At 69.4% G+C, this 12,437-nt stretch carries 10 protein-coding genes; 6 read left to right on the top strand and 4 right to left on the bottom strand.

Going from position 1 to position 12,437, the window contains the following annotated elements:
* The first annotated feature begins 2 nt into the window (after positions 1 to 2).
* The 4 genes from GV126_RS06655 to GV126_RS06640 all read left to right on the top strand — a co-directional run bounded on the left by GV126_RS06655 (position 3) and on the right by GV126_RS06640 (position 4,842).
* On the top strand, positions 3 to 1,472 hold the full coding sequence (locus GV126_RS06655) for an aldehyde dehydrogenase family protein (RefSeq protein WP_159663551.1): 1,470 nt from the start codon (positions 3 to 5) through the stop codon (positions 1,470 to 1,472).
* A 13-nt stretch (positions 1,473 to 1,485) separates the two neighbouring features.
* Positions 1,486 to 2,604 (top strand): NDMA-dependent alcohol dehydrogenase, encoded by a 1,119-nt coding sequence (locus GV126_RS06650; protein ID WP_159663549.1) that lies wholly within the window; start codon positions 1,486 to 1,488, stop codon positions 2,602 to 2,604.
* A gap of 164 nt (positions 2,605 to 2,768) precedes the next feature.
* A complete protein-coding gene (locus GV126_RS06645; protein ID WP_159663547.1) occupies positions 2,769 to 4,022 on the top strand; it encodes a cytochrome P450 in 1,254 nt (417 codons plus the stop codon).
* Positions 4,023 to 4,041: 19 nt separating this feature from the next.
* The gene (locus tag GV126_RS06640) at positions 4,042 to 4,842 is read left to right on the top strand and encodes an SDR family NAD(P)-dependent oxidoreductase (protein ID WP_159663545.1); all 801 of its coding nucleotides are present in this window, start codon (positions 4,042 to 4,044) and stop codon (positions 4,840 to 4,842) included.
* 82 nt (positions 4,843 to 4,924) lie between these two features.
* Here the strand turns inward: GV126_RS06640 and GV126_RS06635 are convergent, their stop codons facing one another.
* The 4 genes from GV126_RS06635 to GV126_RS06620 form a co-directional block, all read right to left on the bottom strand.
* The gene (locus GV126_RS06635; RefSeq protein ID WP_159663543.1) at positions 4,925 to 5,257 is read right to left on the bottom strand and encodes a DUF4286 family protein; all 333 of its coding nucleotides are present in this window, start codon (positions 5,255 to 5,257) and stop codon (positions 4,925 to 4,927) included.
* A 63-nt stretch (positions 5,258 to 5,320) separates the two neighbouring features.
* The gene (locus GV126_RS06630) at positions 5,321 to 6,559 is read right to left on the bottom strand and encodes an NAD(P)/FAD-dependent oxidoreductase (RefSeq protein WP_159673384.1); all 1,239 of its coding nucleotides are present in this window, start codon (positions 6,557 to 6,559) and stop codon (positions 5,321 to 5,323) included.
* Positions 6,560 to 6,565: 6 nt separating this feature from the next.
* The gene (locus GV126_RS06625) at positions 6,566 to 6,889 is read right to left on the bottom strand and encodes a 2Fe-2S iron-sulfur cluster-binding protein (protein WP_159663541.1); all 324 of its coding nucleotides are present in this window, start codon (positions 6,887 to 6,889) and stop codon (positions 6,566 to 6,568) included.
* A 50-nt stretch (positions 6,890 to 6,939) separates the two neighbouring features.
* Positions 6,940 to 7,926, bottom strand: a complete 987-nt coding sequence (locus GV126_RS06620; protein WP_159663539.1) for an LLM class flavin-dependent oxidoreductase — start codon at positions 7,924 to 7,926, stop codon at positions 6,940 to 6,942.
* Between the two features lie 302 nt (positions 7,927 to 8,228).
* Between GV126_RS06620 and GV126_RS06615 the strand changes: the two genes are divergently transcribed.
* Both GV126_RS06615 and GV126_RS06610 read left to right on the top strand, forming a co-directional pair.
* A complete protein-coding gene (locus tag GV126_RS06615) occupies positions 8,229 to 10,289 on the top strand; it encodes a hydantoinase/oxoprolinase family protein (protein WP_159663537.1) in 2,061 nt (686 codons plus the stop codon).
* A 22-nt stretch (positions 10,290 to 10,311) separates the two neighbouring features.
* The gene (locus tag GV126_RS06610; protein WP_159663535.1) at positions 10,312 to 12,393 is read left to right on the top strand and encodes a hydantoinase B/oxoprolinase family protein; all 2,082 of its coding nucleotides are present in this window, start codon (positions 10,312 to 10,314) and stop codon (positions 12,391 to 12,393) included.
* Positions 12,394 to 12,437: the final 44 nt, after the last annotated feature.

Below are 12,437 nucleotides of genomic sequence, written 5' to 3'. Positions count from 1 at the left end.
TCATGACGACAGCGTCACGTGCTGATGCGCTGCACGACAAGATTCTGGTGGGAGGCGAGTGGGTCTCGTCTTCCGGCAACGACTGGATCGAGGTCGAGAACCCGGCCACCGAGGAGATACTCGGGGTCATCCCGCATGCGACCACCGACGACGCGGACCGCGCCATCGCCGCCGCTGCCCGGGCCTTCGACGAGGGTCCGTGGCCGCGTCTCACTCCCGCCGAGCGCGCCGACATGCTGGCCAAGGTCGCCGACGGCATCCGCGCCCGCTCGCAGGAGTTCGCCGAGCTCTACACCCGGGACCAGGGCGGCGTAGCGGCGTTCGCGCCGTACATGAGCCGTCACGCGCTCACCATCGTGGGAGACTTCGTCGACCGCGGGCGCACCCTCTCCCTGGAGACGGAGGACCGTAACACACCGGCGGGACGGGCGCTGGTCTACCGCGAGCCGGTGGGCCCGGTCGCCGCGATCGTTCCTTGGAACGCACCTTTGATCCTGACCATGGTCAAGGTGGCCCCTGCGCTCATCGCCGGCTGCCCGGTGGTGGTGAAGGTGTCGCCCGAGAGCCCGCTGGTGTCCTTCCCGCTCGCGGAGATCTTCGAGTCCGCGGGCTTCCCACCGGGCGTGGTGAGCTTCCTGCCCGGCGGACGCGAGCTCGGCCGGCACATCGTCGCCCACCCGGCGATCCGCCACGTCTCCTTCACCGGCAGCACCGCGTCGGGGCAGGCCGTCATGCGCAGCGCCGCCGACAACCTCACCCGGCTCACGCTCGAACTGGGGGGCAAGTCCGCGGCCATCGTCCTCGACGACATGGAACCCGATGACTTCCTGCCGCAGGTGCTCCCGTCGTGTCTGGGCCAGTCGGGGCAGGTCTGCACCACCCAGAGCCGGATCCTGGTGCCGAAGGCGAAGCACGCCAGGTTCCGCGACGCCCTCGCCGACTACTTCGGATCGCTGCCCGTCGGCGACCCCAGCGACCCCAAGACGCTGATCGGCCCGCTCGTCTCCCGAGAGCAGCGGGAGCGCGCGGAGCGCTACGTGCAGGTGGCCAAGGACGACGGCGGGCTGATCGTCACAGGCGGCCGGCGCCCACCCCCCCTGGACCGCGGCTACTTCTACGAGCCGACGCTCGTCGACGGGGGCACCAACGACATGCGGATCGCGCGGGAGGAGGTGTTCGGCCCGGTCATCAGTCTCCTCACCTACGACGGCGACGACGAGGCGGTGCGTATCGCCAACGACACCGACTTCGGGTTGGGCAACGGCGTGCACACCAAGGATGTCGACCGCGGGATCGCGCTGGCCAGGCGGCTGCAGAGCGGCACCGTCAGCATCAACGACTCCGGCTGCATCATGACCGAGCCGTGGGGCGGCATGAAGAAGTCCGGTCTCGGCCGGGAGGGTGGCCTCGAGGGGATCGACGCCTACCTGGAGTACCGCCAGATCCAGCTGACGCCGTTCCCGGCGTCCTGAGAGGAGACCAGCCATGTCCGTCAAGACCAAGGCCGCAGTGCTCAAGGGACTGCACCAGGACTTCGAGGTCGTCCAACTCGATCTGGAGGACCCGCGTGAGGGCGAGGTGCTCGTCCGCATGAAGGTGGCGGGTCTTTGTCATTCCGACAAGCACGTCAAGTTCGGTGGTGTGCGCCTGCCGGCGGTGAGCGGCCACGAGGGCGCCGGCATCGTCGAGAAGGTCGGCCCGGGTGTCACCGAGTTCGCGGTGGGTGACCACGTCGCAGTGTCCTGGATCCCGGAGTGCGGCCGGTGCAAGTGGTGCCGCCGCGGCATGGGGAACCTGTGCGACCTGGGTGCGGCGATGATGACCGGCGAGTTGATCGGCGGCGGCTTCCGCTTCCGCGACGCCGACGGTGTCGAGTACTCCAGCCAGGCAGGCCTGGGCACCTTCTCGCAGTACCTCGTCGCGAGCACGTACTCGCTCGTGAAGGTCGATCCCTCGATCCCCTGGGAGTGGGTGTCCCTGGTCACCTGTGGCGTCACGACCGGCTGGGGCTCGGTGGTGAATGTCGGCAAGGTGAAGGCGGGCGACAGTGTCGCGATCTACGGGTGCGGCGGCATCGGCGCCAATGCCGTCCAGGCCGCAATCCAGGCCAATGCGGGCCTGGTCGGTGTCATCGAGCCGGTGGAGTGGAAGCGCGGCGTCGCTTCCAAGTGGGGGGCCGACGCGGTCTACGCGACCGCGGAAGAGGCCCACGCGGACATGTGGGAGCGCACGCACGGCGCCGGCGTGGACGTCTCGGTCATCACCGTGGGCGTGGTCCACGCCGACGTGGTGGGCCAGGCGTTCGAGCTCACCCGCAAGGGCGGTCAGATCGTCCTCACCGGCGTCTCCGACGACTTCATGGAAGCGTCCATCCAGGTGCCGGGCTCGGCACTGACGCTCTTCCAGAAGTCGATCACGGGATCGCTCTTCGGGGCGTGCGTGCCGCACGTCGACGTCCCGATGCTCCTGGGCATGGCCAAGGCCGGGAAGCTCCGCCTCGACGAGCTGGTGACCTCGCGCTACCGGCTCGACCAGGTCAACCAGGGCTTCACCGACATGCTCGACGGCAAGAATCTGCGCGGTGTCATCGTCTTCGACGACTGAGCGCCGTACCGGCGTGACATCAGCCCGGCCACCTCGCCACCGCGGGTGTCGGCCGGGCGCACCCGGGTGTCCCCTGACGGAATGCCCTTCATGGGCACGGGAAGCCCTGCTACCGTAATTTAGTTGAATAATTGCATTGTTTCGAGCGTTGCTGTGGAGGCCGAATGCCGCTCGCGTCGATCGCTGCCGACGAACTCGAGGCCACGGTCGCGAGGTTGTTCGACTGCGACCAGAGTCTGATCAACGACCCGTGGCCGGTCTTCGCGGCGCTCCGGGAACAGAAGCCGATCCTGAGGGTGGGACCACTCGTCGCCGTCTCCCGGTACGACGACGTCAAGCAGGTTCTCCGAGACCCGGAGACGTACAGCTCCGTGCGGGCGAAGGGCACGCGGGAGCTGGCTCGCCGGGCGGAGCTCGATGACGAGGGCCTGGCGAAGTTCCAGGCACTCACGGCGTTCGAGAGTCGCGGCATGACCCAGAACGACGATCCGGAGCACGCCCGCATCCGCCGTTTCGTCAACGCGTCGTTCTCCGCGGCCAGCATCGCCACGTTGCGCGACCAGGTCGAGGCGCTGGTGCGCGAGCTCCTCGACGACATCGACGCTCGCGGACAGCACGAGTTCGATCTCGTCGGCGAGTTCGCCTATCAGCTGCCGTTCCGCGTGGTGTGCCGGCTGCTCGGGGTGGAGGACTACGACCTGGGCACGCTGCGCGCGTGGCAGGCCGAGATCCGCAAGGGGATCGGCACGATGTACGCCAACCTCGACGAGGCGTACGAGGCGATGCTGAACTACCGCTCCTACGTCCTCGACGTCATCCGCCGGCACCGCGCGCACCCGGCCGCAGCCACGGATCTCTTCGGCCGGCTGGTCTCGACCGACGACGAGGGGACTTTCCTGGACGACGAGGATCTGATCGCCATCTTCATCACCATGATGACGAGCGGCAACACCAACGACGTGATCTCGAACGCCGTCGTGTCGCTCCAGCGGCATCCGGACCAGCGTGACCTTCTTCGCGACCGGCCGGAGCTCATGCGCAACGCGGTCGAGGAGTTCTTCCGCTACAGCCCGTCCGTCTACAACATCCACCGCTCGGCCACCTGTGACACCGAGCTGAACGGGTTCCGGATCCGCGCCGGCGAGACCGTTCGGCTCCTGCTCGCCTCCGCCAACCACGACCCGGCTCGGTTCGAGGATCCGGAGACCATGGACGTCACGCGCAAGAACGCACGACAGCACATCGGCCTCGGGTTCGGCATCCACACCTGTCTCGGGCAATGGCTGGCTCGCCAGGAGGCCGAGCTCGCGATCGCGGAGCTGCTGCGCCGCTACCCGGACCTGAGAATCACCGAACAGGTCGACTTCCGTCGGAACTTCACCATCCACGGTCCCGACCGTCTGATGGTCGCGGTCTGATCCGCCCAGGAGAACAGTCATGGAGCTGAAGGGACGTGCCGCCGTCATCACCGGCGCGGCGAGTGGCATCGGCCGGGGTGCCGCCCTGGAGTTCGCACGACGCGGCGCTTCGGTCCTCGTGTCCGATCTCGACGCCGACGGTGCCCGCGAGGTCGCCGACGAGATCGTCGCCGCGGGCGGGACAGCGAAGCCGCAGCAGGCGGACGTGAGCGCCGAGGACGCCTTCGTCTCGCTGCGTGAAGCGGTGCTCGCGGCGTTCGGCCGAGTCGATCTGGTGATGAACAACGTCGGTGTGCTCACTCGCGGGCTTCCTGAGCATCTGCCGATCGACGAGTGGCGGCGCGTGCTCGAGGTCAACCTGTTCTCCGTCGTGCGCAGCCATGCGGTGTTCGTGCCCCACTTCCTGAAGCAGGGCAGCGGGCACATCGTGAACACCGCGTCGTTCGCCGGACTCTTCACCTACGCCTACGACCGCCAGCCCTACGCCGCGTCCAAGGCCGCGATCGTCCAGATCACCGAGGGGCTGCGGCTGTACCTGGAGCCGCAGGGCGTCGGGGTGACACTGCTCTGCCCGGGACCGGTGCGCACGAACATCTCGGCCGGTGTCCGCACGTTCGGGCCGGAGACCGTCACTCGTTCGCCCGGGGCCGCCTACGTCGCCAAGATGCCCGACCAGGTCGGCGTGCGACTCGCGGACGCCGTCGAGCGCAACGAGTTCATGGTCTACACCGACGACAAGGTCGTCGAGGAGCTGGTTGCGAGGGCCGGCGACTGGAACGGGTACATCGCGCGGAAGGTCGCTGAGATCAGCGGCTCGTGACCGGGTTTCTCGCGGGACACGGGCGCAGCGGCTCGGGGACCGGAAACGGGGCGTCAGCCACCGCGCCGGTCCCCGGCCCGTTTCAGCTGACGCGACGCGGTCCCCGCTCGACGAACGCATAGGCGAGCCGGTCGGGTCGAGAGGAGACGCTCTTGTCCATGTGCGGAGCAGCGGCACCGAGGTTCGCCAGCGCGGTCGCGAGGTCACCGTCGATCTCGTACATCACCATGAAGCGGAAGGGCCCTGGCGCGGCCGACCTCTGCGGCCCGGCGAGCTCGTACCGCTGGGCCGCGACGAAACCGTCGACCGCGAGGACCTCGGGAATGTGGACATCCTCTGTCCAGCGGTCGAACTTTTCCTCCTCACCCTCTACAGGGTTGTTGAGGACCACGTAGTACGCCTTTTCGCTGCCCATGGTGCGCCTTCCTGATCTGCCGGTGGCTGGAACTCTGGAACCGATACACGGAAGTCGGCGCGATCAGCGGCTCGTGAGGAGGTCCTTGAGCGGCGTGCCGAGATCGGCGAGCCGCTCCGGAGCGACTTCTGCGCGGTGGGCGACCAACTTCTTCGCCGCGCCGAAGTCACGTGGACTGGAGACCACCTCGGCGGCCCTCACCCGTCCTGCCTTCAGATAGAAGACCGCCGCCGAGCGGCCCTCGTCGAGTGAGCCGCGGACAACGGTCTGGTCGTAGTCGGCCGCTATGCCGACCGACCTCAGCTTCAGGTCGTACTGGTCCGACCAGAACCACGGAACGGCGGCGTACGCTCGCGGGTCGTCAGTGATCGCCGCCGCGGCGACGCGTGCCTGCTCCGAAGCGTTCTGCACGGACTCCAGTCTCCTCATTCCGCCGTGCTCGGCGCACGGATGACGGGTGCAGTCGCCGATGGCGTAGATGGCCTCGTCACCGGTGCGGCAGAACTCGTCGACGACGATTCCGTCCGCCACGTCGAGTCCGGCGTCTGCCGCGAGTTGGTCCCGGGGCACGAGTCCGATGCCGACCACCACGACGTCGGCGCCCACCGTCGTGCCGTCGGCCAGCACCGCGGCGGTGACCCGGCCGTTGTCACCCGGCACGAATCCGGTCACGGTGGTGCCCAGCCGGATGTCGACGCCCTCCTCGGTGTGCACGCGGTGGACGAAGGCGGAGATGTCGGGGCCGGCGACCCGCGCCAGGAGCCGTGGCGCGGCCTCGACGACCGTGACCTCGAGGCCGAGCTTCCGTCCCACCGCGGCGATCTCGAGGCCGACGTACCCACCACCGATGACCGCAAGACGCGCTCCGGGAACGAGCTCGGGCCGCAGCCGCTCGATGTCGGCGATCGTCCGCACGTAATGGACGTTGGGCGCGGCCTCCGCCATCGGGTCACGCAACCGGCGAGCGTGACCTCCGGTGGCAAGGATCAGCGTGCCGTACGTGAGGCTGCCGCCGTCGTCGAGGGTGATGGTGCGGCGGTCGCGGTCCAGCTTCGTGACGGTCCGGCCGAGCAACGTGCGCACGCGGTGCTTCTCGTAGAAGTGCGGGGGACGCAGCAGCAGCACCTCCGTGCCCACATCCCCCAGCAAGAAGTCCTTGGACAGAGGCGGCCGCGAGTAGGGCAGATGCGGCTCGTCGCCGACCAAGGTGACACCGCCCTCGAAACCCGCCATGCGAAGCGCGGCGACGGCCTCCCCGCCGGCCTGACCCGCGCCGACGACGACGATCTCTTCTGTCCGCATCACGCTTCACTCCTGGGAGGCGGGGACGGTGAGCACCAGGCCGTCGACCGACGAGTCGACCACGATCTGGCAGCAGAGCCTGCTGTACTCGTTGGACTCCTCCGACGTCATCTCGAGCATCTCGTCCTCGGGCCCCTCTCGTCGGCCCACGACGTCGATCCAGTCCTTGTCGACGTAGACGTGGCAGGTCGCGCAGGTCAGTCCTCCGCCGCAGTCGCCTATGATCCCGGGCACGAGATGCGACGTCGCTGTGGTCATGACCGACTCACCCGTGCGGGCCTCGATCTCCTGGGTGCTGCCGTCCGGCTGGACGAACACGATCCGTGGCATGGTGCCCTTCTCTGTGGTGGGGATGGGGGGCTGGGGAGGATGACCAGCCGTTACGTGAACGCCGGCAGGACCCTGTCGACGAAAAGCGTCAGACTCTGCTCGGCCAGGGCCGGCGGCGTGCCGCCGGCGAGTGGGTGGAGCGCGAACACGCCGCCCGGGTCGAGCCCGTCCAGCAACTCCACGCATTCCTCCGGGGTGAGCACGACGTGGGAGCCGACGGTCCACACCGCCTCGATCGGGAGATCGGGCGCGCCACCGACCGGTGAGCCGACCGCGGCCCACTGGGCGTACTGCGTCATCTCGTGGTGGACGTGGGGGGCCAGCCGCGCGCGGTCGCGCTCGGGATCGTCGCTGATGTGGACGAAGAACGGTCCGACCCTGGGGCGAGCGTCTCCCGGCGGCCGGCCGGCGTCGGTACAGGCCTTGAGGTAGTCGGCGACGAGCCCGGAGTCCGTCGGGTCGAAGCCGTCTCCGATCTCGGCGGCCCTGCGGGCGGCCCGCCGGGTGCTGCCGCCGAGAATGAGCGGCGGGCCACCGGGTTGTACCGGGCGCGGGCGCACGAGCGCTCGGCGGCCCTCGTAGGTGAACGGCTCGCCGGTCCAGGCGGCGCGCAGGGCCGTGACCGCCTCGCTCAGCCGAGTGCCGCGGCCGGCGTACTCCCGGCCGAGCATCTGGAACTCGATCTCCCGGTAGCCGGCGGCGACGACCGCCTCCATCCGTCCGTTGCTGACCACATCGAGCATGGCGAGATCCTCGGCTGCCCGGATCGGGTCGTGCAGAGTCAGGATCAGCGCCGAGAGCCGGATCCGCAGCCGCGAGGTCCGCGCCGCGAACGCTGCCGCGACGACGAACGGCGAGGGGCAGTAGCCGTCCTCCGCGTGGTGGTGCTCGGAGATCTGGATCCGCTCGAAGCCGTGGGCGTCGGCGAACGCTGCATGCTCCAAGGCTGCTGCCACCAGTTCGGCAGACGTGGGACCGAACGAGGGCGCCCGCAGGTCGTACCGAAGGATCACCGCCGGCCGCGGTCGTCCGGTCATCACTCACTCCTCACGAGCGACTGCCTGAGACAAATAAGATAACCTAGCTAAAGGATTCTGGGGAGGGTCGATGGGTCGATGAACGTCCGGTGGGGGCGTGCCTCCGCGGCTCACCTGCCCGCGAGGTGACCGGCGGGCGCCGTCCTCCATGCTCGCCGTCGTGCTCTTTCCCTTTGCCTTCGATCCACGGTTTGTTCGAGCTGCGTCGGTTTGCCGACGTGCCCCGGGTTGACAAGCCCTCCGGGCGCCTCCATGTTGCCAAGAGCCAACTAGGTGCAATCAGTCATCTGAATTGAGGTGCCATGGCGGAAGAAGCAGGCATCGGGCTCGACATCGGCGGTACCTTCACCGACGCGGTTCTCCAGTGGGGTGGAGCGACCTACCGGGCAAAGTCTCCCACGACGCCGCACGACCTCGGCGACGGTGTCATGGCTGCGTGTGCGCTCCTGGCCGAGCAGGTCGGCCGGACGCTCGAGCAGCTCCTTGCGAGTGTGACCCGGGTGACGCTCGGCACCACCGCCGTCACCAACGTCCTCACCAGCATGACGGGACGTCGTGTCGGGCTGCTCACGACGGCCGGCTTCGAGGACGAGCTCGGTGTGGCCAAGGGCCGTCGGCTCAACATCGACGGCTGGGTCGCCCCGCCGCCGCCGCTGGTCGCCCGGGCCGACATCCGCGGTGTCCACGAGCGCGTCGACCGTGACGGTGTGGTGCTGACTCCACTCCATGTGGACGAGGTCGTCGCCCACGCACGCGACCTGGTCGCCGGCGGGGTGGAGGCGATCGCGGTGTCGTACCTGTGGTCGCAGCTCAATCCCGAGCACGAGCGGCTCACCGAACAGGCGCTCGCCGCGGAGTTCCCCGACCTGCCGGTCATGTGCGGGGGGCTGCTGAACCCGGTCATGCGTGGATACGAGCGGACGACGTTCGCCGTCCTGAACGCCTATACGGGCGGTGCGTTCACCGGGGTGGACCGGGTCGAGAGCCGCATGCGCGATCTGGGTCTGACGGCGCCGCTGCTGGTGGTCAACTGCGCGGGCGGGGCGATGACCATGGCCGCCGCGCGAGAGCTGCCGCTGGCCCTGGTGCACTCCGGCCCGGCCGCAGGGGTCGCCGCGAGCGCCGGGTGTGCCATCGAGCACGGCGCGGCAAACGCCGTCGCCTGCGACATGGGCGGCACTTCCTTCGACGTCGCCCTCGTGACCGACGGCACCGTCAACCGGACCGTCCGCGGCGAGATCTTCGGGATCATGACCGCGTTGGCGCATGTCGACGTCGAGTCGATCGGCGCCGGAGGCGGCTCCGTGGGCTGGATCGACAGCCGAGGGGTCCTCCGGGTCGGTCCACGCTCGGCCGGCTCCTCCCCGGGCCCAGCGTGCTACGGCAGGGGCGGCTCGGAGCCGACGATCACCGATGCGCTGGTCGTTCTCGGCCACATCGACGCCGCCTCGTTCCTCGGCGGCCAGATGCAGCTGGACCGGGATGCGGCGATGCGGGTCTGCGCCGGCCTGGGTGCGCAGATCGGATTGGACGCTTCCGAGGTCGCCTGGGGCATCCGTTCGATCGCCCTGGACAGCATGGTGCGGGCGACCCGGATGGCGATCGCCAGGCGGGGCCTGGACCCTCGGACGCACTCGCTCGTCTCGTACGGGGGCTGCGGCAGTCTGTTCACCGCCGACATCGCCAAGCAGCTGCACGCCCGGCAGGTGATCGTGCCGCCGACGGCCTCGGTGTTCTCCGCCTACGGCGCGGTCGCCGCACCGACCCGCCGGGAGCGGACGATCTCTGTCGGCCGGATGATGCCCGTCGACGCCGCGCTCGTCGCCGAGGACGCCGCGGAGCTGGTCGAGTCCGTACGCGCGGACCTGGAGGCGGACGGTATCCCGCGGCAGGCACAACACCTGCGACTGGAGGCCGATCTGCGGTTCCGGCAGCAGACCTCTGACCTGACGGTGCCGTTGTCGTCGCTCACCGTCGACAAGGAGTGCCTGCGGGTTCTCGCCGAGGACTTCGAGGCCGAGTACGTCCGACGCTACGGCCGCGGGGCCCTGCTCCTTGGTGCCGCGGTGGAGCTGGTGGCTCTCCGAGCGGTCGGCGAGGGCGAGGCACCCATGGCGGCGACACATTCACGGCCCGTTGCCGCCGCGCGCCTGGAGGTGTCCGCCTCCGACAGTCGTAAGGTGCGGCTCGAACGTCAGGGTCCGGCGGCCTCGGTGCCCGTCCACCGGCTGGACGATCTCCCGGTGGGTGCCCACCTGGCTGGTCCGGCCTGCATCGACGGAAGGGACACCACGATCTGGGTGCCCTCCAACGCCACCGCCGACCTGATGACCGACCGGTCCCTCGTACTCACCTTCGCCTGATCCACGACCAAGGGAAGCTGCCATGACCACCGTGGACCCCATGCCCGAATACGACCCGATCGAGATCGAGATCCTGCGTTCGCGCACCCAGGCCATCACCGACGAGGCCGCGGACACCGTCTACCGCACCGCCATCAGCCCCGTGGTGACCGAGGGACGTGACTTCTCGACGACCCTGCTCGACGCCGACGGCAACCTCGTCGTCGGCGGCGGGTTCATCTCGCTGCACTGGCTGGCCGCCACCCGGGCGGCCCGCTCGATCATGGACCGCTTCCAGGACTCCGTCGCCGACGGCGACGTCTTCCTGGTGAACGATCCCTACAACGGCGGCGGCCTGCACCCGTCCGACATCTTCATCTGCCGCCCGATCTACGCCGCCGGCGAGCGGATCGCCTGGATCTGCATGTCGGCGCACATGCTGGACATCGGCGGTCTCGCGGTCGGCTCGTTCGCGCCGGCCGCGACCGAGTGCTTCCAGGAGGGGCTCCGGATCCCGCCGGTGCGCCTCTTCGCGGCCGGCCAGGAATGCGCCGACATCTGGAACCTCGTGACGACGAACGTGCGCATGGCGGCGCTCGTGGAGATGGACATGCGGAGTCTGGTCGCGGCAGCCCACGTGGCCGAGGCGAAGACCCGCGAGATCGTGCGGTCCGTCGGCGTGCCGGGCTGGAAGGCGTCGATCCGGGCCCTGCGGGAGCTCTCGGAGCGTGAGCTGCGCAGGCGGATCGGCTCGCTGCCGTCCGGCGAGTACTTCGCCACGACGTGGACGCAGTGGGGCGACCAGTTCCTGGAGACCCCCTGCCGGCTGACCGTCGACGGGGGCACGCTGGCCTTCGACTTCTCCGGAAGCGCCGGCCAGGTGCCCTTCTTCATCAACTCCCAGCCCTACATCGTGCTCAGCTCGTTCCTGAGCTGGTTCTGTCCGCAGTTCCTCCCCGACCTGCCGTACAACGAGGGGGTACTCGCGCCGATCCGGATCGAATGTCCCGAGGGGTCGATCGTCAACGCCACGCAGCCGGCCCCGATCGGAGCAGGACACATGCACGTGGCGTTCAACGCCGCCGAGTCGATGATGCAGTGCGTGCGGCTCGCCGCCTGGGCGGCACCGAAGCCGTTGATGGGGGAGCGGCTGAGCGGTCCGAACTCCATGTGCGCGCTCGGCATGACGACCTGGGGCGGCCTGGACCACCACGGCAACCCGGACGGCTGGATGTTCATGGAGGGCTCGCTGCCGGGAGCATCCGCCGGTTGGGAGCACGACGGTGTAGACGTCAACACCTACACCCTGGCGACGATCGGCCTGGACGGCACGGACAACCCGCCGTTGCTGGCCGACGTGGAGATCATGGAGTCGCTTCACCCCATCCTGATGACCTATCGCGGCCTGCGCAGAGGAACCGGTGGCGCCGGGCGATGGCGGTCCGGCCGTGGCCTGGAGACGCACGTGAAGGTCGCTGGGACAGCTGGTGTCACCGGTCAGCTGCTGGGCATGCGCGGGCGTCTCCCGCTCGAGGGCGTGTGCGGCGGCGGTGTCGGCGACGTGACCGTCTTCGAGAAGATCTCCGTCGACGGCGAGCCCTTCGTCCTGCGGCTCGCCAGCGGTGGCGGCGTCGGTGCCCCGCTCGACAGGGCCCCCGAGCTGGTCCTCGCCGACACCGCCGCTCTCGTCTACACGCCCGAGGAGGCCGGCGCAACCTACGGCCTGGTGTTCGAACCCGGCGGTCTGGTCGACCACGCCGCCACCCACGCCGAGCGCCACCGGCGCCGACGCGACCGGCTCGAGCGGGCGACCCCGGCCGTGCGTCCTATGAGCGACAAAGCCGTCCGCGATACGGCGGAGCCGACGCTTCCCCTGTATCCGGGAGTCGTGCAGCGGGGCTGCCTCGCGGTCGCGGAGGAGAGCGGTGCAGTGCAGGCACCGGACTCATGGCTCGACGGCTGCCCCACGCTGGAGGAGGAGCAGCCGGGCGACGGCGTACCCGTCATTGTGCGCTCCTACCTCGACCCCCTGTCCGGTCGTGCCCTCCACACCGAGGCAGTGCCGCGCGGACGGAGGGGGACCATCGGCACCCGGCCGCTTCGGTGGACGCAGGCCGCAACCTGACCTCGCGTGGTGGCGCATACAGGAGCCACGTCGAGGAGGGACGA

Origin of the sequence: Streptomyces mexicanus (genome assembly GCF_902506575.1) — a bacterium.
GTDB lineage: Bacteria > Actinomycetota > Actinomycetes > Streptomycetales > Streptomycetaceae > Streptomyces > Streptomyces mexicanus.
The sequence above is the reverse complement of the archived record's forward strand: the minus strand, read 5'-3'. Positions and strand labels throughout refer to the sequence as shown.

Excerpts from the sequence above, each read along its gene's own strand:
- GV126_RS06645 (WP_159663547.1), top strand. The coding sequence starts at position 2,769 with ATGCCGCTCGCGTCGATCGCTGCCGACGAACTCGAGGCCACGGTCGCG.
- GV126_RS06610 (WP_159663535.1), top strand. The coding sequence starts at position 10,312 with ATGACCACCGTGGACCCCATGCCCGAATACGACCCGATCGAGATCGAG.
- GV126_RS06615 (WP_159663537.1), top strand. The coding sequence starts at position 8,229 with ATGGCGGAAGAAGCAGGCATCGGGCTCGACATCGGCGGTACCTTCACC.
- GV126_RS06635 (WP_159663543.1), bottom strand. The coding sequence starts at position 5,257 with ATGGGCAGCGAAAAGGCGTACTACGTGGTCCTCAACAACCCTGTAGAG.
- GV126_RS06620 (WP_159663539.1), bottom strand. The coding sequence starts at position 7,926 with ATGACCGGACGACCGCGGCCGGCGGTGATCCTTCGGTACGACCTGCGG.
- GV126_RS06650 (WP_159663549.1), top strand. The coding sequence starts at position 1,486 with ATGTCCGTCAAGACCAAGGCCGCAGTGCTCAAGGGACTGCACCAGGAC.
- GV126_RS06630 (WP_159673384.1), bottom strand. The coding sequence starts at position 6,559 with ATGCGGACAGAAGAGATCGTCGTCGTCGGCGCGGGTCAGGCCGGCGGG.
- GV126_RS06640 (WP_159663545.1), top strand. The coding sequence starts at position 4,042 with ATGGAGCTGAAGGGACGTGCCGCCGTCATCACCGGCGCGGCGAGTGGC.
- GV126_RS06655 (WP_159663551.1), top strand. The coding sequence starts at position 3 with ATGACGACAGCGTCACGTGCTGATGCGCTGCACGACAAGATTCTGGTG.
- GV126_RS06625 (WP_159663541.1), bottom strand. The coding sequence starts at position 6,889 with ATGCCACGGATCGTGTTCGTCCAGCCGGACGGCAGCACCCAGGAGATC.